Genomic DNA, 24,727 nt, shown 5'->3' on the forward strand with positions numbered 1-24,727 from the left:
GATTCAAAAGGGGCCATATGGCCCCATAGACTTACAATTGGTTGAAGATAGCTTCAACCTGCGTGGCTTCTGCACCGTTCTCATCCAGACCGGTGTAGTGAGCCAGAGTGGCTCTCAAGCCATGTTCACGTAGCGATGTTTGCAGCTCGACCGCTTGTGGATCGCTGTCGTTGGTGTATTTCAACGCTGCGGCGATGCCTCTGAGCAGCATGTGATTATCCGTGCCATACTCGATTGTACCCAGTAATGGTTTGATTAATCTATCGTTTGGCCCTAATTTGCGAATTGGCTGGCGTCCAACGCGATCCACTTCATCCACCAGATACGGATTCGCAAAGCGTCCGAGAATTTTCTCAATGTACGCGGCGTGAAATGCCCGATCGAAACCGTAGCGACGGATCAGCACTTCGCCACTCTCTTCCATTGCCTGTTTTACATCGGCGCGAATCTGAGGATCTTCAATTGCTTCACGAATGGTCTTGTGACCTTTCAGGCAACCGAGATACGCGGTAATGCAGTGGCCAGTGTTGAGAGTGAACAATTTACGCTCAACAAACGCCATCAGATTATCGGTTTTTTCCATGCCGTTGATGTCCGGCACTTCGCCTTTGAACTGGCTTTCATCGACGATCCATTCGCTGAAGCTTTCGACGGTCACTTCCAGAGGATCGTCATTGGCGGCTTCGGCTGGTGGAACGATACGGTCAACCGCTGAGTCGACAAAACCTACCAGCTCATCCGCTTTGGTGTGCAGCGCCGGATCAAGATGCTTGTAGACTTCGCCTTTCAGGTGGGTAGTGCCACGCACCATGTTTTCACAGGCAATGATATTCAGAGGGTTATCGTTACCGGACTCAAAGCGCTTAGCGATGCCGGTTGCGATGGTTTTGGCAATGATGTCAAGTACGTTCGGGCCGACGGCCGTGGTGACCAGATCGGTATTCGCGATGCGGTCAATCACATCATTACTGGTCGAATTCACGGCGGTGACATGTGTAACGGTGTCAATGGTGCATTCCGTACCGACGACTTTTACTTTGTATTCTTGTTTATGACTGAGTTGGTCAACCAGAGGGGCATCGACGTCTGCAAAGGTCACTTCCACATCCGCATCGGCCAGCAGTTTGCCGATAAAGCCTCGGCCGATGTTACCCGCACCAAAATGTACTGCATTTTTCATAATCTGTTACCTACCAAAAAAGTGACTAACGAATCTTAAAGATGAGGTCCGCCACAATAGGGGGGCGTGACGAGACCTCGGTTTTTGCTCAGGAGCAAAACAGGTTAGGCTGCCTGGTGACCGGACAGAATGTTGAGAATGTCCTCAACCTTGTCGGTACTGGTCAGCATGTCGATGGCCTCCGGCTCATCAAGTGCGTTAGTAATGGTGGTAATGACCTGAATATGTTCATCGTTTTTCGCCGCGATACCGATAACCAGCTTGGCAATGTCATCCGCGTCTTCGCCAAACTGTACGCCGCCAGGGTACTGGCAGATAACAATGCCTGTTTTGATGACTCGGTCTTTGGCCTCTACAGTACCGTGAGGTACAGCAATGGATTCACCCAGATAGGTGGGGACCAGTTTTTCGCGTTCGAACATGGCGTCGACGTATTCTGGCTCCGCGTAACCCATCTCAACCAGCTTGTTACCCGCATAGCGAATGGCTTCGTCTTTATTTCTGGCTTTGAGGCCCAGATGAATGTTTTCTCGCTCAATACGGAATACCGATGGCTGCTGGTCTTCAAAGCTATCGTCGTTCGCGGCCAGCACGGTCAGTTTGACCATATTGGCATCATTCGCAGCCGGTTGGTTTTGTGCGGCCATCAATTTAACCACTAGCTGATTGTACATTTCGCTGTCCAGGAAGTTCGTCAGGGAAATGTGGTGTGCGTCAGGTGCGTGCTTACGGGCACGATCCGTTAAGTCTTTGTGTGTAATCACGATGTCTGCGTCCTCTGGCAAGCTGTTGATGGCTAAATTAGTCACGTGGATGTCTAATCCGGCATCCTGGACTTTCTTGCGCAGCATGCCTGCGCCCATAGCGCTGGAACCCATACCCGCGTCACACGCAACAATGATGCTTTTCACACTCGCCATATCGACATCGCCTTTGCTTTGCTGATTGGCTACCGCGCCTTTTGACGTGGCTTTCATGTCTTGCATTTGTGAAGTCGCCTTCTCCAGCGCGACTTCATCGCCATCTTCTTCAGAGGTACGTTGCGCTTTCATCAGAACTGAAGCCACTGCGAAAGAGACGGCCGCCGCTGAGAAGATAGAGCTCAGTACGCCCACCATAGAAGCTTTTGGTGTCATCAGCAGTACTGCGAAAATTGAACCCGGTGAAGCTGGAGACACAATACCCGCGTTAAATACCGTCAGGACAAAGACACCTGTCATACCGCCTGCAATTGCGGCCAGGATCAGACGCGGGTTCATCAGAATGTAGGGGAAGTAGATTTCGTGGATACCACCGAAGAAGTGGATGATGGACGCCCCACCTGCAGTCTGTTTGGCTGTGCCTTTACCAAAGACGATATACGCCAGCAGGATACCCAGACCCGGCCCTGGGTTTGCTTCGATCAGGAAGAAGATGGACTGACCGGCTTCAGATGCTTGCTGGATGCCCAGAGGTGAGAAAATACCGTGGTTGATGGCGTTGTTCAGGAACAGAATTTTCGCTGGTTCAACAAAGATAGAAGTCAGTGGCAGAAGGTGAGCGTTTACTAGGAAGTTTACGCCAGCCGCCAACGTGCCGGACAGGATCTTCACAAACGGACCGATGAAGAAGAACGCCAGAATAGCCAACGCCATGCCGATGATACCGGCGGAGAAGTTATTGACCAGCATTTCGAAGCCGCTTTTCACTTTTCCGTCGATCTTTTTGTCAAAGGTCTTGATTGCCCAGCCGCCTAATGGTCCTACCATCATGGCGCCCATGAACATTGGAATGTCGGTACCGACGATCACACCCATGGTTGTGATCGCACCGACCACAGCACCACGATCACCGCCGACCAATTTACCACCGGTGTAACCGATCAGTAGTGGCAGCAGATAAGTGATCATTGGACCAACCATAGACGCCAGCGTTTCGTTTGGCAGCCAGCCAGTTGGAATAAAGAGTGCGGTAATAAAGCCCCAGGCGATGAAAGCGCCGATATTAGGCATTACCATGTTAGACAGAAAGCGACCAAAATTTTGTATCTTGATCTTAGCATCTGGTGATATCATAAGAATTCCCCGTTCGATGTTCTGATGAATATTGTTGTAGTAACGGTTCGCCAAAACCGCTTGATTGCTTAGTACCCAATCAATTTACCACACAATCTTCATTTGGAACTGACAACGGGTTTTTCGTGATCAGCTCCGCATAAAATCCCTACTGCAAAACAATTTTTAGTGACCACTGTCATATCTCTGACATGTAATTTAGCTACATTTTGTTGTTTTTATAATTGTCAATTAATTTTAAATGATCGCCATCACAAAACGTAGTTGGTCAATAAGTGTTTCATGAGTGATCTTTGTCACACAAATGAAAGGTTGAAAAATTAATTCCACACAACAGGTGATCTTTCTCACAGGTCATTATTTATTTAATTGATCGAATTAAATCCCGTCCAATCTGCCGTCGCTTTTTTGTAATTAAGATACGGCGAACGATATGTCGTGGGTGGCATAATTTTCGTCAGCGAAAGGACTTGCGGAGGGCGATGGCAACCAAACAATAATAAAGAGTAATCCATTGGGTGCATATTTGACCGTTTGTGATGATCCGCATTTTTCATGCCTTAATCACAAAGTTAACAATAAGGTCTTAGTGCGAGCCATGACAAGGTTCAGGGTTATTTTTATTCTTGTTAGAATGCCTGCGTTTTTTATTCATGCCTCAAATAAATTTTCGAATAAATTCCATGAAAGAAAGGATAACAATCTCGGTATCGTCTATTCATGGCACGCAGCATTTCCAGTTTGGAAAATGGTTTCGCCATGTGCTCAAGGGCTTGGGATATTGTATGGCTGTCAGCCTGATTGTGACTGGCGGGGTGATCTACTATCTGAAGAATGAAGTGGATTTCGCCAAGATCAAACAGCGGGAGCTCGAAACAAAATCCATGTCTTTGAGTGAGGAAGTGACGTCGCTCAAAGAGCTTAAGGACAACTTGGAAAGCGACCTGATGGAGCGCGAAGAGCGCATCAATCTGGTGGCTGATCGTCTGGGCGACTTAGAGAAAGTTCTCGGAGTCGAAGAGGGGGCCGGTGCACTAGAAACCCGTCTGGACGCGGCAGCCATCACGTCGTCGGTTCGAATGGTGATGTTAACCCAAATCCCCAGCGGATCGCCTGTTCAGCATGCACGTATTTCGTCAGGATATGGCAAGCGTAAACATCCCGTGACCGGGAAAATGAAATTTCACCGCGGTCAGGATTTTGCCGTCAACATTGGTACGCCTGTCTATGCTCCGGCTGATGGGGTGGTAGAAGTCGTCCGACCCAGCAACAAGGGGAGTGGTAACTTTCTCCGCCTGCAGCATGCTTACGGTTTCTCCAGTTCGTATTCGCACTTACAGAAGTTCAAAGTGCAAAGTGGCGATTTTGTGCAGAAAGGCGATCTGATTGGCTACTCTGGTAACAGTGGTTTGTCGTCGGGCCCACACCTGCACTATGAAGTTCGTTTTGTTGGCCGGCCGTTAAACCCCCGACCATTTGTTGACTGGGGGGTAGACAATTTCGAGACACTATTTAGTAATGTAAGAGGTATTCGATGGGAATCTTTGGTAGACAAAGTCGAGTTAAGAGTCAGCAGTCAGCTACAACTGTCATCGCAAAAGGCTGTGCAATTAGCGGACAGCTCCAGTTAGAGTGCGATATCCAGGTAGACGGTTCTATCGACGGGGCCGTCGAAGTGGAAAAAAGTCTGGTGATCAGTGAATCCGGTTTGGTCAGTGGTGAAATCCGTGCCGAACGTGTGATCATCAACGGCGAATTTGAAGGCACCTGTTATGCTGACGTAATCGAGATCCTGAGCCGTGGCCGGGTAAGTGGCACCATTTACAGTGACAACCTCAGTATTGAGCCGGGAGGCAAGTTCCATGGCGTGACCCATGCCGGGCAGTACAGTCAGTCTGAGCGTCAGGTGGTGGACTTGTGCGATGCGAAAGCGGCTGCCGAAGCCTGATTGAACCCACGATGCACCGACAAAAGCCACGCACTTGCGTGGCTTTTGTATTTGGGGGCGCTCGGTTTGAACACGTGTGCAACGAACAGAGAGGACCCGTATTGTGGACCTTATATGGGGCTGACTTTGGAACCCATGTCATGTTTGTGGCGCAATTTAGCAAGCCAACTGGTCATACCGGTATAATCGGACGCAATCAATACAGGATGTAGGCATTATTTCCTCGCCAAACGACGTTTCTTTCACCTAATGAAACGGCTTGGATATAAAGCATTTAATATTTTTCGTCCATGGCCGATACAATAAGTATCAATAGAGCAGAAGTCATTAGATGAGTATTATCGGAATAGCGATCGGCGCCACAGGACTGGCACTGATATTAGTGTTCCTCTGGATGTTGTCGCTGTCATTGCGCAAAAAGCGTCTGGAAGAAGAGAAACGTCAGCGAGAGCTGGCGTATCGTCGTGCGCTGGAAAAAAACAAGCAGCGAGAGCGGCAGGAGCGCATTCTCAAGGCTGAAGAAGGGCATGTCCCAACCATTCTGTTTTTGGCCAAAGAAGCTGAACGCACCAACATCAAAGAAGCGCTGCACTGGTACACCAAAGCCGCGAAGCTCGACAGCATTAATGGCATGTACGGCATTGTTCGTCTCAGCCAGAAAATGCGGGAAGATCTGGTGCTGAAAGAACAGGCTAAGTTCTGGCAAAATTGCATCTCAGCACTGGAGGGCAATGCCTCAGCCAAATATGACATGGCGTTGGCGCTGTTTCACGGGCGGGGAACGGATCAAAACGTATTAAAAGCGACTTCCGTGATGCAAGAAGCGGCGGAAGAAAAAAACATCGATGCAATACTTTTTCTTGGCGAGTGGTGCGTTTCCGCGAATAACCCACAACGTAAACCTCAGGATTCGACTTATTGGTACAAACGTGCGGCGCAGCTTAACAGCCTGGAAGGGCGTATGCGCCTTGGGTTGAATTATCTGCATGGGGTTGGCGTTTCTGCGGATCACAATAAAGGTTGCTACTGGTTAGAACGGGCGGCAGAAAAGGGACATGTTCAGGCGATGTATCACGCGGGTGAAGCCTGGATGGACAGAGGGAGCAAAGGCAACGCAATCGCGTATATCTGGTTGTTCCTGTCGGCGTATTTTGGTTATGAGCCGGCAAAAGCACTGCGTGATCAGGTGGGTGCTAATTTAGGGGTCGATTCTGTAGTCGGGTTGCAATCTCTGGTTCGGCCAATCATCAAGAAAATGGCGGCGGGAACCGTCAGTAAGCACTCTGTGATCCGGGTATTGAACAAACTCTACAAACGTGGCATCCAGTTGCCACAAGATGCCACTGACAGTGAGCTACTGAGCGATGACAATGAGCTGGACGAAGAGTTACTCAGTCGCGCAGCGGACACAACGCAGTCTCAGCCGCAACCTGAACCACAGCCTCCTGAGCCAGAATCTCCACCGCCTAAAATGGACTTCAGCGCCGGTTTTAAGTTGTAGACTCGCATCGGATAGACACAAAAAAGCCCCGGTATCAAACCGGGGCTTTTGCATGTTTGGCGGCTTATTCTGCTGCCAGTCGCTTCTGCTCTTTTCTGTGTTGCGCTTTGCACACAGCGGCAGTGAACACAACGTCAGTGGAGCTGTTCAAAGCGGTTTCTGCTGAATCCTGGATAACACCAATGATAAAGCCTACCGCCACGACTTGCATCGCCACTTCGTTTGGAATACCAAACAGGCCACATGCCAGAGGAATCAGTAACAAAGAACCACCCGCAACGCCTGAAGCGCCACAAGCTGAAACTGCAGCCACAATGCTCAGCAGCAGTGCGGTCAGGATATCCACTTCAATACCCAGCGTATGCACAGCCGCCAGAGTCAGCACTGTAATGGTGATGGCGGCTCCAGCCATGTTGATTGTTGCACCCAACGGGATAGACACTGAGTAGGTGTCTTCATCCAGTTTCAGCTTTTCACACAGTGCCATGTTCACCGGGATATTTGCGGCACTTGAACGGGTAAAGAATGCCGTAACACCACTTTCGCGCAGACACTGCAGTACCAGTGGGTAAGGGTTTTCACCGGTTTTCACCAAAACGATAATCGGGTTTACCACCAGAGCGATGATCAGCATCGCACCCAGCAATACACCCAGAAGCTGCGCGTAGCCAGACAGAGCTTCAAAACCTGTGGTGGCCAGCGTAGACGCAACCAGACCAAAGATACCAAACGGTGCCAAGCGGATAATGAAGCGAACGATTTGAGACACGCCGTGACTCAGATCTTCAAATACCGCTTTGGTGGTCGCTGATGCGTGGTGCAGAGCCAAGCCCAGACCCACCGCCCATGCCAGGATACCGATATAGTTGGCGCTCATCAGCGCATTCACTGGGTTATCGACCAGTTTGAACAGCAGGGTATTCAGAACTTCACCGATGCCTTGTGGTGGCGTTGTCCCTTCAGCGCCTGACACCAGAGTCAGTGTGGTAGGGAACATAAAGCTCATGGCGACAGCGGTCAGTGCGGCGGTGAATGTACCGAACAGGTACAAAACCACGATAGGGCGCATATAGGTGTGTTGGTTTTTCTTTTGGTTGGCAATAGAAGCTGCCACCAGAATAAAGACCAGAATAGGAGCGACGGCTTTCAGCGCTCCGACGAACAGGCTTCCGAGTAAACCCACCTCTTGTGCACGTTCCGGAGCCAGGAGCGCCAGCACGCTGCCGAGTACGATACCCGCCAGGATTTGGAGAACCAGGTTTCCACGCGCAAAACGGGCGAAAATATTGTTGCGATGCATAGTTATCCCTGCAATGAATCAATCTCTAAAATTATAGTGATGTCAGCTATTGAAAACTGAGGATGACAATAATAGTGGCTCAAGATGATGTGTCTAGAATTAATTGAGAATTAGCACAGCTAATTGCAAAAATGCTGTATATGTAACATTTTATGTTGTTGATTGTTTCGCGCTTGTTATTGATGCGTTGTGGGGAGATTGTTGTAGGAAATTATTCACCCGGCAGGTTACCGGGTGAATCGTAGCGTGTTAGTGGTTTTGCTTGAGTTTGCGTTTGTCTGACTGCACGGAACGATACATTTTACCCAGTTGTTTAAACTTGGCTCGCTGTTGAGCCAGGCTCGAGCTGTTATGGGCTTGTTCACGCAGCAGCTTGAAATAATTCTTCAGGCGACGCTCTTCCAGCTCACCACGATCGACGGCCTGAGTCACAGCGCAGCCGGGTTCCCCCTGGTGGTGGCAATCGTTGAACCGGCACTGCTGAGCGAGCAGCTCGATATCTGCGAACGCTTCACTGACGCCTGCGGCGCAGTCTGCCAATTGCAATTCGCGCATTCCCGGGGTGTCAATCAGAACCGCCCCCGATGGCATGAAGTGCAACGAACGTGACGTGGTTGTATGGCGCCCTTTGTTGTCGTCTTCACGGATCGAACCGGTGTCCTGTTCCGTTGTGCCCATCAAGGTATTCACCAGCGTCGATTTTCCGACCCCGGAAGAGCCCATAAAGGCCACGGTTTGCCCAGGTTGACACCAAGGGGACAGTCGGGCACAACTGTCTGCGTCAAGGCCGTTTACGGCTTCGACACACAGCAGGGGGCTCAAGGCTCTGACTTGCGCGATTTTCTCTTCCGCGTCATCGCATAAATCGAGTTTACTCAGAACGATGACGGGCTCACTGCCTGCTTCGTGTGCCAAAGCCAGGTAACGTTCGATCCGGCTGAGGTTAAAATCAAGATTCAGTGAACAGACAATAAAGACGCTATCGACATTGGCTGCAATAAGTTGCTCGGCGATTTTACTCCCAGCGGCCTTACGACTGAATAGCGACGAACGCTCTAACGTTCGCAGGAACTGCTCATTTGGGTCGAGCAGTAACCAGTCGCCCACCGTCATTGCAGGTTGCGAATGATGGATAGGCAAGTGGTGCTCGCCGAGTTCGCTGAGCAGTGTGTAGCCGCTTCGCTGATGAGCCGTAACGCGCGCAACGGTCGCGTGTTCGAGTTCATCGAGTAACAGTTGTTGTTGAAAGACAGGTTGCCAACCCAGTTGGCGTAATGATAAATGATGTTTCATTGCTTTTCCCTAGCCACAGAGTAACGTCTCTGTGCCATTGATATGCAGAGATATTAGGGTCGAATGAACAAAAACAGACCCCGGTCTAAGGACACCGGGCAAATTTAGGAGGGGAAGAAAGGAATAGAGTGAAAGTGAGTGTTCGCTTTACTTCGCCTGACTTGCCGGGTGGATACGTAATACAATCATCAGATTCTCCTTATGTTTAATCAGTTAGCGGCGCGATGATAACAAAACAGGCGGGAAGAGTCTCACCTGTTTTGCTGTTTTTTCGCCAATTATTGATGGCTGTGCTGCATTTTTTTCATGCCGCTCATGACTTTTTTCACTGGCGCCTGGAAGCTTAGCTTTTCACCGTTGGCGAAGGTAACTTCAACATCAATGTTCTCACCTTCTGCCAGTGGCTGCTTAAGATCAAACAACATGATATGTAAACTGCCAGGCTTGAGTTCGGCCATGCCGTGGGCTGGCAGTTTGATTTTTTCTATCTGACGCATTTGCATCACATCGCCGTCGTGGATCACGTCGTGCAGTTCTACTTTGCCTGCCGCTGGTGTCGAAACGGAAACAATGTAGCGGTCCTCATCGCCTTGGTTCATGAACTGGGCGAAGATGGCACTGGTTGGGGCGTTTGGTGGCGTCGCGCGCGCATAGGCATCGTGAGCCATGATGTCAGAGTTTGCGTAGGCCAACGGGCTGAGAGCCAAAGAGGCCAATAGCAGAGCTTTAAGCTTCATATTATTTTCCTTGTACTGAGCTGGTTACCGACTCGATAGCTGCCACAATCGGTGCCGGTGTCTGAGTGTGCGGCACTTTTGTAATCAGTGTGCCGTCTGGTTTGAGGAAGTAGAAGTAAGAGCTGTGATCCAGCGTGTACTTCAGTTCCGAATCTTTCAGTTCCGTTTTACGGAAAATGACGCCATAGCTGTGCGCCAGTGGTTTGGTCACCGCCAGTGGCGCCGACAGGCCTTCGATTGCCTTGTGGAAGTATTGAGCGTATTGATACGAGTCATCCGCTTTATCGCGTTCTGGATCCAGTGAAACGAACACTGGGCGCAGTTTTGCCAGCGTGTCCGGGTCGATCTGGTTGAGGGCACCGGCCAGCATGGCCAGCGACGTCGGACAGACATCTGGACAGCGGGTAAAACCAAAATACACGATGCGGATACGCTCATCGCTGGTATCAAAAAGATGCACCGGTTGGTCGTTCTGGCCGAACAGCACGGTTTCCTGTGGTGAGGCTGGTTGTTGCTCTGTGGCAACTGGGCTATCGGGCTGAGAATCGAGGTAGGTTTTGACACCATATCCTAAGGCAAAAGCCGCGACCAAAATCAGAGACCAGTTTCTACTCATCTTTTCATCCTTATTGCAGGGTAAACGGTTTGATGACCGTCGGACAACTCGCCCAGCCAGGTCATTTCATTTTGAGTGCAGACTGGCAGAAGTACTTCGCCTTCATAACGCTGGTTGCCAACTGCTTTCAGCACGAAGCGTGCTCGCCCCATTTCCATTTCCAACCCTTCCAAATCTAAGCGCAGTGTTTCAGACTGGGCTTGTGGCCACTGCACCGAGATCTGCACCGGCACCAGCGGCTGAGCCGTATTCTGGTTGAGTGTCATGGTGACATTGGATTGAGAGCAGGGCTGAGAAGACAACACGCAATATTGGTCGAGAGAGAGACGACTGTCTCCCGTGTCAAACCAGCGGGCAATGTCTGAGGCGAAAAAGCCGACAGCCAGTGCCAGAGCAATTCCAGCCAGTTTAATCACCGTGTGCATGACGAGGGTCCGATTACTTGAAAATGAAGATGTTAGCACAGGCGAGGGGAAGTCGTTGAGTGAAAGAGACAAAATATGTCAATAATCAAACGTGGGGCCCGAAGGCCCCGTGTTCTATGCCGCGTGCTTAGACATCACGGTTTTCGGCGAATTTCTCCAGCCCCAGTACCAGAGCAAAAGCGCACAGCATCAAAACAATGGCGATCCCCAGTTGTGCCGGCTGAGAGGTGATGTGTTCAAATTCAAACGGTGTGAGGTTGTGTTGAAGTAAGGGGACTTGTTCCCCTTTGGAGTTGATGCGCCAACTGATGGTTTCTTTCCACGGCCAGATTTTTGGCAACGTGCCCAGCATCAAACCAGTCAGGAACGTCAGAGTGAAGTCACGAAAGCGCTTTAGCAGCCAGGACAACAGATGAGAAAAAGTGAGCAGGCCAATCACACAGCCCCCCAGAAACAGCGCCAGTATATCAATCTGAACCGCTTTGACTGCACCTAAAACGGGCGCGTACATGCCTATCAACAGCAAGATGAAACTACCGGAAATACCCGGAAGGATCATTGCACAGATGGCGATCGCTCCTGCCATCAACACGTTGAGGCTGGTTGGCTCGATTTCGAGCGGATTGAGCACGGTAATCGAGTAGGCAAATGCGACCCCGGCCAAGGCAAATAGCAACAGCGACGGACGTTTATGCTCTATCTGACGCAGCATGTGGTACACCGATACCAGAATCAGGCCGAAGAAAAAGGACCAGATTGGAATCGGATGAGTGACCAGCAGCCAGGAAATAAGCTTTGCCAGCGTTGCAATGCTGGTCAGGATACCGCCAAACAGTGCAATCAAAAACAGCCCGTTAATATGATTAAACGCAGCTTTAAATCCTTCGCGGCGCCACAGCCCGATTAAGCTCGGGTTAACGCGCCGGATACTCTCTAACAAGGTATCGTAGATGCCGGTAATAAAAGCGATCGTACCACCGGACACGCCCGGAACGACATCGGCTGCGCCCATCGCAAGCCCTTTGAGGAACGTAGTAATGTAATTCATTCTTTCTCTTCGGTTCAGTGAATTGTGCCGAGTATAACCTCAAACCCCTCAACTCTGTCCAGCGCCCACCGTCTCAATCAGGTTAACTCTGTGGTGCTGAACTGGAAGAGGAGCGAGACGTAACTAAATACCATAGCGTTTGATCGATCCGGCTTATTGCTGTTCCATATTGCGTTCACATGCATAATGCATTTGCAAATTGCAACAAAGCGGTACCCAATCTGGTAAATAATGAGTACAACGTTGCATATTTGGGCTGTTTTAAACATGGCATGCAACCTGCATTACTTAACGTAATCCCGGTTGCGACCGGGGTTACCTAGCCAACTGACGTTGTTAGTGAATGATTTTGTTCACACTTTATTTGAGCCAATCGCGGTTATTGCGGTTGGCTTTTTTTCTTTCTCAGTAATGGGATACTGTCCCGGTTTACACTTCCTCTTCGATTGAAATCTCGCGTAAAACTCGACAAATCGCTCGGGTTTCTTTAATAATGTCCGCTTTCACTTTGCTCTGACATTGGTTTAGAGTGGAACTTGTCTGTTGTAAGTTCTTGATATAGAGCTATTTTTAGAGGTTATTATTCGATAGGCAATCATTGAAATAACAAGAGCTGTCAATTTGGTGTCAGGCACCAACTGATTTTGCTCTGGCTCGTTAGGGAAGATGAGTGAGAACAATAAAGAGGTTATATGAATCACGTATTGTCGGTGGGACCACTGGAATCTTTCTTAATCGCTATCAGCGTGCTGTTTCTGGGTCATTTCATAAACACCAAAATTCCCGTTTTAAAGAAATTTAACATTCCCGAGCCGATTGTCGGCGGATTGATCGTTGCAGTGCTGATCACTGCCCTGCATTTTCAGGGTGTCGATCTGGAATTCTCTCTGCCGTTGCAGAACACTTTTATGTTGATGTTCTTCAGTACGGTCGGCCTAGCGGCCAACTATACCCAGTTGATGAAAGGTGGGGCGAAAGTCTTCATTTTCCTGGGGGTCGCGTCGTTCTACATCATCATTCAGAATGGTGTCGGTGTCTCTTTGGCAACGGCATTGGGTTTGGACCCGTTGATGGGACTGATTGCTGGGTCTATCACCTTATCGGGCGGTCATGGCACCGGCGCAGCCTGGTCACAAACGTTTACCGAAAACTATGGTTTGTCCAACACGTTGGAAATTGCGATGGCGTCGGCCACGTTTGGTTTGATTATCGGTGGCATCATCGGTAGCCCGGTGGCGCAGAAACTGATTGAAAAACATGAATTTGAGTCTGAGTATGGACGCGGTGTCCGTACCCATGAGCGCTTTCCTGAGGTCGTCACGTACAACGAATACGAAGAAGACAAAGTTACGGCGAAGAAAGTCATCGAAGTGCTGTTTATTTTGCTGCTTTGTGTGACGGGGGCGAAGTATCTGGAGCAATGGGTCAGCAGCTTTGACATCAAATGGTTAATGATTCCAGATTTTGTATACGCTCTGTTTATCGGGGTGTTCATCACCAACGTTCTGGAAGTGTCCAAAGTTCGCACCATAAATGCAGAAACGGTCGATATTCTTGGCACTGTGTCGTTGTCGCTGTTTTTGGCGATGGCGCTGATGAGCCTCAAGCTGTGGAATATTTTTGATTTGGCGGTGCCGTTTCTGATCATTCTCGCGGTGCAGTCGGTGGTGCTGGGCCTGTTTGCCTATTTCGTCACGTTTAAAGTGATGGGCAGCAACTATGACGCGGCGGTGATGTCGGGAGGACATTGTGGCTTCGGTTTGGGCGCTACACCCACTGCGGTAATGAACATGGGGTCGCTGGTGAATAAATTTGGCCCGTCGCCTCAGGCCTTTATGGTGGTACCGATTGTGGGCGCGTTCTTTATCGATATCGTCAACCTGATCATTTTGCAGGGTTACATCTCGTTTATTGGTTAACGTAATCTGACACAAAAAAGGCTCTGCAGTGCAGAGCTTTTTTGTGGAACTAACTGGATCGAAGCGTCAGTTTCGTGCCGTCAAACTTGAGCTGAGCGAGCAGGTTGCGCGCATTGGTCATGCCTTGCTCGTCAAATTGCAACCCATAGCGAGAGTAGTGCTTTGAGCGTTGCAGATTGCAGACTTTGCCGTACAGCGGTGCAAAAACGTTTTGCTCTTTGTTGTTGGCGTTCAACTCAATCGCGATTTCATCCCCCACCAGGAAAGTACGCCCTAACGGTGCGGTGATAAAACGGCAGCCGCTTTTTGACAAATCGCGGATTTCACACTCCGAACGATAATCTCCCAATATCACTTTACCCGGCAGGTTTACTTCGTAGCGCGGCTCTTTGCGCAGTTGTGTCACTTGCATGGTACCGGGAACGGAAATGGCCACCATGCTGACGGGTTCACGCACGAAATGGGTCAGTTGGCTACGAAAATGCACCAGAGCCCCTTCCCCGCGTGGAGAGATCGCCCGGACGGTCAGCCAGAAGCCTTCCTGAAAGAAAAAGTTGATGTCGTCGTCGGAGATCTTGGGGATCTCAATCAGGATCAGATTGCTGGAATGGGTGCCGATAAACGCGGTTTTGCAGCGAAAGGTTGTGCCAACAGGTGTGGTGATGCCTATGGTCATTTCACTGCCATGTTCCAACATCGCCAGCGCGTCTGTGCTGTTGAGTGTGGAAACGGTTTTGTTTCCCCGTTGTATCTCGTTTTTTGCCACTGCCTGTGTGTTCATCTAGCCTCCGTTGCGTCAGCCATTTTTGTTATAGTTAGGCTGGTTTAACGATTTTATTGCCGACGCGGCGAATATTCAATTTGTCAGCCGTCAATAATTGAGCGTTCTGTCAAAAAATTGAAGGGTGAATACGATGAATGAAATAATTCATGATGCCGAGCGCGGCGAATTTCGGGTCCGTGTGGAACCGGGGTTTGAGGCGCTGGTTCGATACCAGTTGGAAGGGAATGTCATGGCGATCACTTCGACCCGGGTGCCGGATGAGCTGCAAGGGAAAGGATACGGTAAAGTCATGATGGAAACGGTATTGCCTGAGATTGAACAAATGGGCCTGACCGTACGTCCGGTTTGCAGTTACGTTGAGCACTATCTCAACCGCCATCCTCAATGGGCGCACTTGGTGGCGAAACCGTGACACTCGACGAATATGCCAGTTTACTCGCACCACTGGGTATCGAACAGGTTTCCCGGTGCGGCGTGCTGCAGACTTTGTGGGGCGGATACGGCGAACTGGTGCGGCTATCGGTCAGAGGTGCGCACGGGCCCAGTGTGATCGTAAAACACATCCGTTTGCCTAAACCCACATGCCATCCGCGAGGCTGGAACACTGATCGAGCCCACCAACGCAAGCTGTCTTCCTATCAGGTTGAGTGCCGCTGGTATCAGGACTATGCCGGCCAATGTCTGTCACACACGCCGGTGCCGCGTCCACTGCAGATTGAATGGCAGGATCAGGAGATGTTGCTGGTCATAGAGGATCTGCGCACTCTGGGGTACACCAAGGTCAGTCAACAGGCAACGCCGACGCAAATTCAGTCTGTGTTGCGTTGGCTGGCGTGGTTTCATGCCAGTCACATCGGGTCTCCGGCGGACGGATTGTGGGACAATGGCACATACTGGCATCTGGCGACGCGTCCAGATGAGTTGGCTGCGTTGGATGACAGTAGGTTAAAGCGCGCAGCCGTAAAACTGGATCGCCTCTTAAGCGAAGCGCCGTATCAGACACTGGTTCACGGCGACGCCAAACTGGCTAACTTTTGCTTCCGGGCCGACGACAGAGGCGCGGCGGCGGTTGACTTTCAGTACGTTGGCCGTGGTTGCGCGATGAAAGACGTGGCGTTGTTTATCAGCAGTGCGGTGGAACCTGCGCAGTGTGCCGAACTCGAAAGTGCCTTGCTCGACCGTTATTTCCGTTATCTCACACAGGCGTTGCAACATTGTCGTCCAGAACTGTCTGCACATCAGGTTGAACGTGCCTGGCGGCCACTGTTTGCGCTGGCATGGGCCGATTTTCAGCGTTTTATTAAGGGGTGGAGTCCGGGACACTGGAAAATTAACCCGTACACTGAAGCGTTGACCGAACGGGCATTAGACGTGGTAGAGGCTCACCGTGGGTAAGCCTCTTTGCGCCGTTTAATCAAAAGCGGCAACGCGCCATGTAGTAGGTATTGATGTACCTGCCGTGTCGAAACGCCGAGCCCTTGGCTTCCCCTTCAATTTCGAAACCAAATTTTTTGTAGCAGGCGATCGCTTTCTCATTATCGCTGTTGACTTCAATTTCGACGCGTTTTACCTGTAGCCAGTTGTCCGCCAGATCCAACACGGTTTCGATCAGTTTAGAGCCGACGCCAAGCCCGTGGAATTCATCATGCACCCCAATGCCAAAGCTGGCGCAATGCGCACGTCGTGGTCGTTGATTGTGCTCAAAGCCGATATTTCCGACGACTTGACCGTCTACCTCGGCAACAAAGGAATACACGCCTTCAGGAATGGATTCGAGTCGTTTCGTCCACATCGCGAGCGAAGGGCTTGGCAGTTGCAGGGTTTCTGCCTGAGCGCTGGGCTGTGAATAGATTTCGCATAGGGCAGCAGCGTCACTCACCTGAGTTGGACGAACGAGTATTTCCATAAGAGGCTCCTTTTATTATTGACCTCCAATGTAACGTTAACCAGATGAAATGCAAACAGATTCTTATCCAGCGCGGCACGTCACACTCAGGGCAACCAGAGCGTGATCACTGCTGTCCCCATCGATCGCGTAATCAGGGTTAACCAGATGTTTGTCTATTACCTGATAGCGCAAGATATCGGCGAGACAAAATGACGAAGAGGAGCGAAATTCGTCGGAGACTAAGATGTAATCGAGTACGCTGCCCTGAGGGCCAGCGTAATGAGTGAAAGGGCGTGTAACCTCTTGATCGCTGAACAAATGCCAAGCGTCATGCAGATGGTAGCGGGCGTAAGGTTGTGGGTCTTGTCGGTACGGGCCGTTCGAGCGTAAAGCGGCAAACTCGCCGCTGTGGTAATCGGCGTTGAAATCCCCCATCACCAGACACGGGCGTTGCGATTGTTGCTTTGTAGTGACGAGAGACTGATGCAGGCAGTGCGCTTCCCAGCCTCTTTGGATACTCGACTGCCAGCGGCCAGCCAGCTCTTGCCGCCACACACATTCAGATGTCGTGTCCGATAAAAGCTCGCCTTCCATGGGCCGTTGAGATTTAAAATGCACGATGTACACATCGGTATGGCCAATCACTGGTAACGTAATGACCGCGTGCAAGGGCTCTCTGCTGAACGTAAAACGGTCGGGAGACAGGAGACGTTGGATGCGGGTTGCGGATTCAATTGGGTAGCGAGAGGCGATTGCTACGACGGGGTGCGTGTAAATGTAGTCGTCGGCGATATGTGGCCCGTCAACGGTGGCAAAATAAGCATAACCAAGGCGACGCAATTGAGCTTGCAGGGCTTTGGGGCTGAACACCTCCTGAAAGCCGACGACATCTGCATTAACCTGGTTGAGTTGTCTCTCCAGCCAGTCACACTTTTTCTGCCACTGAACCTGCGTGTAGATATTGCCAAAGTCATAGAACGCATTCGGCGGCTCAACATAGTTGAACAAATTCATGGTGGCAAAAGTGAGTGTGGTGACAGGCTCTGACATTCAGGGTTCCGGATTGTGATGTTAAGATTTTTTACGCAAATGATTGCGGTTTGGTTAAATTCCGCTTTAAGATCGTATTTTACGTTGTGTAGAGACACTATTATGAATCAGGCTCCCGCCAGTTGGAAAACTCCCCAGAACTTTTTGTTAATTATCTCGATTATTGTCCCGATCGCGTTTTCTAGCTGGATGGCGCTACTGAATAACTTTGTGGTTGAAAAGGCGCATTTTGATGGCGCGGATATCGGTTTATTGCAGAGTGTCCGTGAAATTCCTGGCTTTCTTGCTTTCACCGCTGTCTTTGTATTGTTGTTTATTCGAGAGCAGCGTTTCATGCTGCTTGCACTGGCGATGTTGACCATAGGCACCGCCATCACGGGGTTGTTTCCGTCTCTGTTTGGTTTGTTGATGACGACCTTGTTAATGTCGACAGGGTTCCACTACTTCGAAACGCTTAAACAATCGCTGTCGTTGCAGTGGTTGAACAAAGATGAGGCGCCCGAGATGTTGGGGAAACTCATCTCGGTTGGTGCTCTTGCATCGTTGCTGACTTACGGAGCACTGTGGATCATGCTGGAGGTCGTTCAGCTTGATTTTGCCTGGGTGTATATGATTTCCGGAGGGGTTGGACTGGCGCTGGTTCTCTGGATAGCGCTGGCGTTTCCGGAATTTCGCTCCGAAACGCCGCAGAACAAGAAACTGGTGCTGCGCAAGCGTTACTGGTTGTATTACGCCCTGACCTTCATGAGCGGGGCAAGACGACAAATCTTCACCGTTTTTGCCGGTTTCCTGATGGTGGAAAAGTTCGGCTACTCAGCGGCCGACATCACGTTATTGTTTTTGATTAACTACCTGTTTAACTTTTTGTTTGCCAAGCGAATCGGCCGTTTTATCGGTGTCGTGGGTGAGCGCAAAGCGCTGATGTTTGAATACACAGGTTTGATCCTGGTGTTTGTGGGGTATGCCATGGTCACCACTGCGGAATGGGCGGCAGCATTGTACGTGGTCGATCACCTGTTCTTCGCGTTGGCACTGGCGATAAAAACCTATTTCCAGAAAATTGCGGATCCGACGGATATGGCCTCGACCGCGGGCGTATCGTTCACCATTAACCACATTGCGGCGGTTGTCATTCCGGTAACCTTTGGCTTGATCTGGTTGGTGTCTCCGGCGGCTGTGTTCTATATTGGCGCGGGCATGGCTTTGGTGTCACTGGTGTTATCGCTCAATATTCCCGGTAAGCCACAGGAAGGGAATGAAGTGCGGGTGTTGCGCTGGAGCTAGCGTTTGGCCTGAACAAACAAAGCAGCGCTTAGCGCTGCTTTGTGGTTTTGGGAGCGGGTATCAGTGGTCTAAGTAAAGATAGTTCTGCCAGCTTTTCATTCGAATCAACACCTTACGCATGATCGCCACGTGCTCAAAATGGTCTGAATACACCGCTACTTCGAAGGCGGTCCCCAGCGGCAGATTGAATTCGGAGATGTCATCCGTCATTTTCAGTTTGACCATCACACGACCGTTGGTGCGCAGCGCCTCAGTGCCGAGCAATACTCCACGGGCCTGGATCTGGCCTTCACCAATCGCCGGGATGACTTCAATCACTTCGCCCCGAAATACCCGACCAGGAATGGCACGGAACAAAAACTCGGCTTTGAATCCGGGCTCGATTCGTTGCAAAGAATTTTGCCGGAATGCAGCGGCGTAATAGCGATCTTCTGTGTTGACGTAGGTCATCGCTGGAGCAAGGGGCAGCGGGACGGCCATTAACCCGGGGCGCAGAGCGACCTGAGTCGCGAAACCGCCCGTAGGGGCCCGGACGATGGTTTGCTCCAGGTTAAACTCGGCTTTTCTCAGTTGGGCGAGCAGACTGGCGACTGCGGTGTTTTCCCCTCCGATTTCGGAGTCCAGAGCAAGCTGAGCTTGCTTCACTCGCTGAGCGGCGGCCTTCACGCTGGCTTCAGAGGCTTTGTAGGCTTGCTGACGAGTGTCGAGATCCTGCGCGGTAAACGCGCCTCTTGCATAACCGCGTCTATAACGGATGAATTCACGTTCTGCTTTATCACGTTCAGCGATGGCTTGTTCTTCTTCCGCGACCGCGGCCAGTAAGTCAGATTGCAGGCTCAGTGCACCCTGGCTGGCTTCTTTCACCTGAGCCTTGAGTTTATCGACCTCGGCCTGGAAAGGTGTTGGATCGATTTTAAACAGCACATCGCCCTGTTCTAACGGTACATTCGGTTGCACTGGCACTTCGATCACCCGCCCGCGGACGCCGGAGACTATCGGTGTGGTGGTGTAAACCTGGTTGCCGAACTGACTGAATGGGTGGTTGTAGTTCATCAATAGAATTAACGTGCCGATCAAGGCAATGCCGCCGAGTACGGCGGTGGGTACTGTCCATTTATTGAGAGGGATTTTAAAGATTTTAAAAATGGCAATACACAGCGCGGTGTAGGTCAGAACTAAAAGTAAATCCATTACTGCGCTCCTTGGTGATCGTCAGCCTGAGAGGACTTAGGCGCGTCGGCCGATTGCTGAGCTTTCAGCGTGGCGACTTCTTGTTGTAATTGGCTGACCTGATCAATCAACGATTCGACCCGGTGATGCAGATCGTGCTGCTCCGCTTCCAGTTTTTGAAATCCCCAGCCACGCTCTTTGCGCCACAGCGTGGCCCAGATCCAGAGAAATGGCCACAGGGCATGCAGTGTGAATAAGCTGACCCAGCCAGCATAATGAATGGCATCTTGGTGCGGATGTTCGCGCTCTTTGGCTATTTCATACGGAATATCGTGAATAACAATGATGCCGTAAAAAATCACCAGAGCGACAAATATCAACAGGCCCAGCGCGATGTAATCGAGAAGCATATTGGTGTCCTAGTTCGGTCTTTGAGAAATAGCAGTTGCTACTATTGATAAAAATAAGTAATTGATTGTAAAAAGTATAGTGTCGAAGCCAATTTATACATATCAATTGTGTAACAGAGTTGTGGTTTTTCGGTTCATGGCAACCTTTTATCTAGCGACCATCAGACAGGGAAAGCAACAATGTCAATCTATGGAGAAGCAGCAGCGATTTCTGCAGCTGCGGTTTGGGCTGCCGCCACTTGGCTTTACAGTCAGTTCAGCCATCAGTTTTCGGCACTGCAACTGAATATTGTGAAAGGTGTGGTTGCAGCGGCGATGATGTTACTGGTGTTGCCGTTTATGCCACAACCAGAGTGGCAACTGAGTGCGTCTCATTTGTGGATCCTGGGCCTGTCCGGTGTGATTGGCATCGCGATCGGTGACAGCGCTTATTTCGCTGCGCTAAAGCGAATTGGTGCTAATAAAACGCTCTTACTGGAGTCTTTGGCTCCGTCATTGTCGGGCGTATTGGCTTTGCTGGCGCTAGGTGCCAGCCTGAGTCTGGCGTGTTGCTGACCACCGCCGCAGTGATGTATGTGATTGCCGAGCCGCACACCGGGCGGATCATGTCGTCCAGCGGAATTGCATTTGGTGTGCTTGCCAGTGTGTGTCAGGCGACCGGCGTAGTGATCTCGCATTACGCGTTGGTCGAAGGGAATATTCCACCGTTGATTGGAGCGTTGATCCGTCTCAGTGTCGGGGTTGGGGCGGTGATGCTGGTGGTTGGGCGACTTGAATCTCAGCCATTTTGTGCCATTCGGCGTCATCTCAGTCAGCTTAACCGTTCATCGTTGGGCTGGTTGTTGGCGGCGATTTTTGTCGGCATATTTCTCGCGTTGTGGTTGCAGCAGATAGCACTGAAAAACGCCAATCCGGCCATCGCGCGGACGTTGATCGCCACCAGTCCACTGTTTATCTTGGTCATATGCGCATGCAAAGGGGAACCTCTGACCCGGCGCAGTGTGTTTGGTACGCTGGTTGCGCTGGTTGGGATTTCGTTGTTCTTTATCCGTTAGTAGGCAGGTTATTCAATACAGATCTGATTACGTCCATTGGCTTTCGCACGATACAATGCTTTGTCCGCGCGATAAAAAGTCCGTTGGGTATTTTCGCCATCGCGGTGCTGTGTGACGCCGACACTGACGGTCAGCCCGCGCTCGCCCAGAATATCATCCCAACCAAATTGGTATATTCTCTCACGGTAGTTTTCAGCGTGCATGGCGGCTTGATCTTGATGTTGATTTTCCAGGATCACCAAAAACTCTTCGCCACCAAAGCGAACACAGGAGGCTCCACGAAAGCGGAAATATGCAGCCAGTTGTTTGGCGACGTTAATGATTGCTTGATCGCCGACCAGATGGCTGAGTTCATCGTTGATCGATTTGAAGTGGTCGATATCGATCACCAGCAATGAGAAGGTCGCATCGTGCAGCAGCAAATCTTTCAGCTTAAAGTCCAGCCAGCGGCGGTTGTGCAGGCCGGTCAAAGGATCGGTAAACACATCCTGCTGCAATTGAGCCACAGTATTCTTCTGGTTTTCGGTGGTTTCTTTCAGCTCGCGGTTTTCAAGCTCTGACAGGATCAGCTTCAGTTGCAGTTCAAAGCGAGACAGGCGACGCAACTGAGAGGAGCCGAGCTCGCTGATGGGGATATTTTTCATCAGATCCGACTCAATTCGGTAAGCCTTTTTCTGATATTCGAGTGCCCGTTTAAAGTCGCTGTTCATCTCACAAGCGGCGCTGTAGGTATCAAAACACCGTTTAGCCAGCACCGGGGAAGCGTACTGGCGAATGCGTTTGCTGATGGTCGCCAGAATCATGTTCGCCATGTCGGATCGTCCGAGCTCACTCAGGCAGTGGGCAAGTTCAAGGCGGATCATATTAAACAGCCAGCTCGAACTGGTGTTTCCGACGCTGTATTGAATGTCGCCCAGAGCGTGAAGCGCCTTGGTGGTATGACCTTCCAGACGCAGGATTTTCGCTTGATAGAGCAGAATTTGCCCGGACAGAACCTTATCACTGACCAGAATACTTAATTCTTCGCACTCTTTGATCAAATCGTGCGCCGCCGAGACGCGGCGCAGTTCGATAAAGCATGCCAGCATGTACAGTTTGTATCTCAGCCGCAGCGAACGACTGGAAATGGCGTGATCAATGCCGTCTATCTTTTGGTAGTAGCGCAGAGCGCGATTGTGATCCCCATAAGCATCACACAGATTACCCATCCCCAGGATGGCCAGCACATAGGCATCAATGTCACTGTGCTCCACGGCGATACTGGAAGCGGAGACGTATTCGTTAAGTGCTCCGGAGAAATCCCCCATTTCAAACAGGCGATCGCTGAGGCTGTTTTTGACTGACAGGATCACATCGGCATCCTGCGGCAGGCTGAGTAAACTCAGTGCGGCGCGCAGCTCGTCGATACTGTTGCGAATCTGATTGAGAGTCAGGCGGTACTCGGCACTGATGATCCAGCAATGGGCTTTTTCACGCGGTGAACTGGCGATGTGTTGGCGGGCATAATCCCAGAAGATGGTTGCCTCTTCACCACTGACAGAGGAAGCATCCAGCCCTGATTCACGTATTTTATTCAGTAGTGCTTCCATCTGATACCTTATGCTGGCTCTCTTCCAGCTGTTCCAGAGTAAACGGGAAGGACAGAACGTCCTGACAGATCACCTCAGGTTGTTGACCTTTAAATCCTTTACGCTGCCATGGATAGAGTTGAATCATATTGCTCAGGATCTGATACATCTCATCGGCGGCCTGTCCCTGTTCGGCCAGTAGCAATCCCAGACGGTTTTGGCTCAGGCGAGCGAGTAAGTCTTGCTGATGACACAGGGAGTGAACCAACTCTGTGCAGGCATCCAGCAATTCCGGATTGGCATGGTGAATTGTCACAACCGTATGCGAGGCGCGTTTCAACTCGGTTTTATGCTGCATCAATTGCTCCCACCAATAGGTTTCAGAAACCAGGCGACTGAGATGTTTTTCCGGGTCGTATTCGTGCTGGGCCCGAATACGGTTGATCAGCTTTCTCGCCCGCTGTTCCAGTTGGCGTTTGGAGTCTCGCGCTTTGTCCAGACCGGTACGGGAATTTTGTTCACGCAGCATGTTGACGGAATGCTGGCGGTACTTTTTGAACGCAGCCAGCGCAGCTTGATCGTCGCCGCATTCCTCGGCAACCCGTGACTGTTGAAAACAGATTTGCGACAGCAGCTCACCATTATCAAAACTGGCGGCGGACGCTTCGGCTTCGACCAATAGTTCGGCAGCTTTCACTGGGTTTTTGCGCAGCAGTTCCAGCCGTGCCCGGCTGATAAATGAATGTGCTTTCATCCAGGTCAGATTGTGCTCGACAGCCAAATCGTGTGCCTTGCGGGTCGCTTCTTCGGCTTCGTCAGCCCGTTCCAGACCGAGCAGCGCCAGGCCGCGAAAGTCCCATACCTCGGCGTGCCAGGTCCTGTCCGGGTGGTACTGCAGCGCTTCTATCGCGCCGTCGAGTACCGTCAGCATCTCAACATAGTTGTTAAGCAGGTAGTGGTCCCATGCGAGCAAGATGCGGGATTTGCCTTCCAGCCAGTCGATACGGGCATTATTGGCAACTTTCACCGCCAGCTCATGAGTCGAGCGAGCCATATCAAGCTCATTGGTGATGCGCCAGATGTTGCCAAGCCCAATCAGCGCCTCAATCTGAAATTCGACTTCACCGACCAGTGCGGATTGCTCCAGTGTGTTAATCCAGTATTGTTGAGCAGAATAGTATTTGGCTTGCCCCCAACAGTGCAGGGCGTGGATATGCAGAATTTCCGGCAGGTAATCATCGGTGTCGAGAGCGTTGAGTTTGGTGTAGGCGTCTTTGATGTACTTCAGCCCTTTGCGATAGTCCATCTGACACCAGGCGCAACGTGACATTATGATCAAACACTGGATCCTGCCTTCAGGATAGGCAATTTGGACAGAGCGATTGGCGCATTGTTCGGCCGATTTCAGCACTTTTTGAGGGTCAGACTCAACCTGAGCCCGCAATTGCTCAATTTCGGCTTCTAACGTGTGCTGACTTTTGTCCAATGAATCAATCC

The 24,727-nt window shown here is 50.7% G+C and carries 22 protein-coding genes and 1 pseudogene; 8 read left to right on the forward strand and 15 right to left on the reverse strand.

Going from position 1 to position 24,727, the window contains the following annotated elements; genetic code table 11:
• Positions 1-31 precede the first annotated feature (31 nt).
• Both CAG64_RS22680 and CAG64_RS22685 read right to left on the reverse strand, forming a co-directional pair.
• Positions 32-1,180, reverse strand: a complete 1,149-nt coding sequence (locus CAG64_RS22680; protein ID WP_021706259.1) for a mannitol-1-phosphate 5-dehydrogenase — start codon at positions 1,178-1,180, stop codon at positions 32-34.
• Positions 1,181-1,284: 104 nt separating this feature from the next.
• On the reverse strand, positions 1,285-3,234 hold the full coding sequence (locus CAG64_RS22685) for a PTS mannitol transporter subunit IICBA (RefSeq protein ID WP_161489071.1): 1,950 nt from the start codon (positions 3,232-3,234) through the stop codon (positions 1,285-1,287).
• A gap of 683 nt (positions 3,235-3,917) precedes the next feature.
• Here CAG64_RS22685 and CAG64_RS22690 point away from each other — a divergent pair.
• From CAG64_RS22690 to CAG64_RS22700, 3 genes are all read left to right on the forward strand, one after another.
• The gene (locus CAG64_RS22690; protein ID WP_161448109.1) at positions 3,918-4,865 is read left to right on the forward strand and encodes a M23 family metallopeptidase; all 948 of its coding nucleotides are present in this window, start codon (positions 3,918-3,920) and stop codon (positions 4,863-4,865) included.
• Between the two features lie 8 nt (positions 4,866-4,873).
• Positions 4,874-5,182: a bactofilin family protein gene (locus tag CAG64_RS22695; protein ID WP_040902879.1), complete on the forward strand. Its 309-nt coding sequence runs from the start codon at positions 4,874-4,876 to the stop codon at positions 5,180-5,182.
• Between the two features lie 331 nt (positions 5,183-5,513).
• The gene (locus tag CAG64_RS22700; RefSeq protein WP_021706255.1) at positions 5,514-6,683 is read left to right on the forward strand and encodes a tetratricopeptide repeat protein; all 1,170 of its coding nucleotides are present in this window, start codon (positions 5,514-5,516) and stop codon (positions 6,681-6,683) included.
• 64 nt (positions 6,684-6,747) lie between these two features.
• Here CAG64_RS22700 and sstT read toward each other — a convergent pair whose 3' ends face one another.
• The 6 genes from sstT to CAG64_RS22730 all read right to left on the reverse strand — a co-directional run bounded on the left by sstT (position 6,748) and on the right by CAG64_RS22730 (position 12,102).
• Positions 6,748-7,983, reverse strand: coding sequence for a serine/threonine transporter SstT (gene sstT, locus CAG64_RS22705; protein WP_021706254.1), 1,236 nt, complete (start codon positions 7,981-7,983; stop codon positions 6,748-6,750).
• 249 nt (positions 7,984-8,232) lie between these two features.
• Entirely contained in the window at positions 8,233-9,276 is a 1,044-nt protein-coding gene (gene rsgA / locus CAG64_RS22710; RefSeq protein WP_161448107.1) for a ribosome small subunit-dependent GTPase A, read from the reverse strand.
• Between the two features lie 278 nt (positions 9,277-9,554).
• The gene (locus CAG64_RS22715) at positions 9,555-10,013 is read right to left on the reverse strand and encodes a copper chaperone PCu(A)C (protein ID WP_021706252.1); all 459 of its coding nucleotides are present in this window, start codon (positions 10,011-10,013) and stop codon (positions 9,555-9,557) included.
• 1 nt (position 10,014) lies between these two features.
• Positions 10,015-10,629: an SCO family protein gene (locus tag CAG64_RS22720; RefSeq protein WP_021706251.1), complete on the reverse strand. Its 615-nt coding sequence runs from the start codon at positions 10,627-10,629 to the stop codon at positions 10,015-10,017.
• A complete protein-coding gene (locus tag CAG64_RS22725) occupies positions 10,626-11,054 on the reverse strand; it encodes a hypothetical protein (protein WP_021706250.1) in 429 nt (142 codons plus the stop codon). The genes CAG64_RS22720 and CAG64_RS22725 overlap by 4 nt, the downstream gene beginning before the upstream one ends.
• 127 nt (positions 11,055-11,181) lie before the next feature.
• Positions 11,182-12,102: a DUF368 domain-containing protein gene (locus CAG64_RS22730; protein ID WP_021706249.1), complete on the reverse strand. Its 921-nt coding sequence runs from the start codon at positions 12,100-12,102 to the stop codon at positions 11,182-11,184.
• A gap of 692 nt (positions 12,103-12,794) precedes the next feature.
• On the opposite strand from CAG64_RS22730, the gene gltS reads away from it, so the two are divergent.
• Positions 12,795-14,021 (forward strand): sodium/glutamate symporter, encoded by a 1,227-nt coding sequence (gltS, locus tag CAG64_RS22735; RefSeq protein ID WP_161448105.1) that lies wholly within the window; start codon positions 12,795-12,797, stop codon positions 14,019-14,021.
• 49 nt (positions 14,022-14,070) lie between these two features.
• Here gltS and CAG64_RS22740 read toward each other — a convergent pair whose 3' ends face one another.
• Entirely contained in the window at positions 14,071-14,802 is a 732-nt protein-coding gene (locus tag CAG64_RS22740; protein WP_161448102.1) for a flagellar brake protein, read from the reverse strand.
• 133 nt (positions 14,803-14,935) lie between these two features.
• On the opposite strand from CAG64_RS22740, the gene CAG64_RS22745 reads away from it, so the two are divergent.
• Together CAG64_RS22745 and CAG64_RS22750 are read left to right on the forward strand one after the other, a co-directional pair.
• Complete coding sequence (locus tag CAG64_RS22745; protein WP_161448101.1) at positions 14,936-15,217, forward strand: GNAT family N-acetyltransferase; 282 nt, start codon at positions 14,936-14,938, stop codon at positions 15,215-15,217.
• Positions 15,190-16,200: a phosphotransferase gene (locus CAG64_RS22750; protein ID WP_161448099.1), complete on the forward strand. Its 1,011-nt coding sequence runs from the start codon at positions 15,190-15,192 to the stop codon at positions 16,198-16,200. The genes CAG64_RS22745 and CAG64_RS22750 overlap by 28 nt, the downstream gene beginning before the upstream one ends.
• A gap of 19 nt (positions 16,201-16,219) precedes the next feature.
• Here the strand turns inward: CAG64_RS22750 and CAG64_RS22755 are convergent, their stop codons facing one another.
• Together CAG64_RS22755 and CAG64_RS22760 are read right to left on the reverse strand one after the other, a co-directional pair.
• Positions 16,220-16,711 carry a GNAT family N-acetyltransferase gene (locus CAG64_RS22755; RefSeq protein WP_021706244.1) on the reverse strand — a complete coding sequence of 164 codons (492 nt, stop codon included), beginning with the start codon at positions 16,709-16,711 and terminating at the stop codon, positions 16,220-16,222.
• 63 nt (positions 16,712-16,774) lie between these two features.
• A complete protein-coding gene (locus CAG64_RS22760; RefSeq protein ID WP_161448097.1) occupies positions 16,775-17,743 on the reverse strand; it encodes an endonuclease/exonuclease/phosphatase family protein in 969 nt (322 codons plus the stop codon).
• A 102-nt stretch (positions 17,744-17,845) separates the two neighbouring features.
• On the opposite strand from CAG64_RS22760, the gene CAG64_RS22765 reads away from it, so the two are divergent.
• Positions 17,846-19,027 carry an MFS transporter gene (locus CAG64_RS22765; RefSeq protein ID WP_161448095.1) on the forward strand — a complete coding sequence of 394 codons (1,182 nt, stop codon included), beginning with the start codon at positions 17,846-17,848 and terminating at the stop codon, positions 19,025-19,027.
• Between the two features lie 60 nt (positions 19,028-19,087).
• Here the strand turns inward: CAG64_RS22765 and CAG64_RS22770 are convergent, their stop codons facing one another.
• Together CAG64_RS22770 and CAG64_RS22775 are read right to left on the reverse strand one after the other, a co-directional pair.
• Positions 19,088-20,218 carry an HlyD family secretion protein gene (locus CAG64_RS22770; protein ID WP_021706241.1) on the reverse strand — a complete coding sequence of 377 codons (1,131 nt, stop codon included), beginning with the start codon at positions 20,216-20,218 and terminating at the stop codon, positions 19,088-19,090.
• Entirely contained in the window at positions 20,218-20,607 is a 390-nt protein-coding gene (locus CAG64_RS22775; protein ID WP_021706240.1) for a DUF3302 domain-containing protein, read from the reverse strand. Before CAG64_RS22775 ends, CAG64_RS22770 begins: the two co-directional genes overlap by 1 nt.
• A 180-nt stretch (positions 20,608-20,787) precedes the next feature.
• Between CAG64_RS22775 and CAG64_RS22780 the strand changes: the two are divergent.
• Positions 20,788-21,662, forward strand: a pseudogene (locus CAG64_RS22780) (DMT family transporter).
• Between the two features lie 8 nt (positions 21,663-21,670).
• Here the strand turns inward: CAG64_RS22780 and CAG64_RS22785 are convergent.
• On the reverse strand, positions 21,671-23,251 hold the full coding sequence (locus tag CAG64_RS22785) for a GGDEF domain-containing protein (RefSeq protein WP_161448093.1): 1,581 nt from the start codon (positions 23,249-23,251) through the stop codon (positions 21,671-21,673).
• Complete coding sequence (locus CAG64_RS22790) at positions 23,232-24,716, reverse strand: hypothetical protein (RefSeq protein WP_161448092.1); 1,485 nt, start codon at positions 24,714-24,716, stop codon at positions 23,232-23,234. The genes CAG64_RS22785 and CAG64_RS22790 overlap by 20 nt, the downstream gene beginning before the upstream one ends.
• Between the last annotated feature and the right edge of the window lie 11 nt (positions 24,717-24,727).

The sequence above is a fragment of the Vibrio sp. V38_P2S17PM301 genome, assembly GCF_009904845.1.
Classification (GTDB): Bacteria; Pseudomonadota; Gammaproteobacteria; order Enterobacterales; family Vibrionaceae; genus Vibrio; species Vibrio proteolyticus.

Coding starts and splice junctions, on each gene's coding strand:
- CAG64_RS22680 (WP_021706259.1), bottom strand. CDS start 1,180: ATGAAAAATGCAGTACATTTTGGTGCGGGTAACATCGGCCGAGGCTTT.
- CAG64_RS22685 (WP_161489071.1), bottom strand. CDS start 3,234: ATGATATCACCAGATGCTAAGATCAAGATACAAAATTTTGGTCGCTTT.
- CAG64_RS22690 (WP_161448109.1), top strand. CDS start 3,918: ATGAAAGAAAGGATAACAATCTCGGTATCGTCTATTCATGGCACGCAG.
- CAG64_RS22700 (WP_021706255.1), top strand. CDS start 5,514: ATGAGTATTATCGGAATAGCGATCGGCGCCACAGGACTGGCACTGATA.
- sstT (WP_021706254.1), bottom strand. CDS start 7,983: ATGCATCGCAACAATATTTTCGCCCGTTTTGCGCGTGGAAACCTGGTT.
- rsgA (WP_161448107.1), bottom strand. CDS start 9,276: ATGAAACATCATTTATCATTACGCCAACTGGGTTGGCAACCTGTCTTT.
- CAG64_RS22715 (WP_021706252.1), bottom strand. CDS start 10,013: ATGAAGCTTAAAGCTCTGCTATTGGCCTCTTTGGCTCTCAGCCCGTTG.
- CAG64_RS22720 (WP_021706251.1), bottom strand. CDS start 10,629: ATGAGTAGAAACTGGTCTCTGATTTTGGTCGCGGCTTTTGCCTTAGGA.
- CAG64_RS22725 (WP_021706250.1), bottom strand. CDS start 11,054: ATGCACACGGTGATTAAACTGGCTGGAATTGCTCTGGCACTGGCTGTC.
- CAG64_RS22730 (WP_021706249.1), bottom strand. CDS start 12,102: ATGAATTACATTACTACGTTCCTCAAAGGGCTTGCGATGGGCGCAGCC.
- gltS (WP_161448105.1), top strand. CDS start 12,795: ATGAATCACGTATTGTCGGTGGGACCACTGGAATCTTTCTTAATCGCT.
- CAG64_RS22740 (WP_161448102.1), bottom strand. CDS start 14,802: ATGAACACACAGGCAGTGGCAAAAAACGAGATACAACGGGGAAACAAA.
- CAG64_RS22745 (WP_161448101.1), top strand. CDS start 14,936: ATGAATGAAATAATTCATGATGCCGAGCGCGGCGAATTTCGGGTCCGT.
- CAG64_RS22750 (WP_161448099.1), top strand. CDS start 15,190: ATGGGCGCACTTGGTGGCGAAACCGTGACACTCGACGAATATGCCAGT.
- CAG64_RS22755 (WP_021706244.1), bottom strand. CDS start 16,711: ATGGAAATACTCGTTCGTCCAACTCAGGTGAGTGACGCTGCTGCCCTA.
- CAG64_RS22760 (WP_161448097.1), bottom strand. CDS start 17,743: ATGTCAGAGCCTGTCACCACACTCACTTTTGCCACCATGAATTTGTTC.
- CAG64_RS22765 (WP_161448095.1), top strand. CDS start 17,846: ATGAATCAGGCTCCCGCCAGTTGGAAAACTCCCCAGAACTTTTTGTTA.
- CAG64_RS22770 (WP_021706241.1), bottom strand. CDS start 20,218: ATGGATTTACTTTTAGTTCTGACCTACACCGCGCTGTGTATTGCCATT.
- CAG64_RS22775 (WP_021706240.1), bottom strand. CDS start 20,607: ATGCTTCTCGATTACATCGCGCTGGGCCTGTTGATATTTGTCGCTCTG.
- CAG64_RS22785 (WP_161448093.1), bottom strand. CDS start 23,251: ATGGAAGCACTACTGAATAAAATACGTGAATCAGGGCTGGATGCTTCC.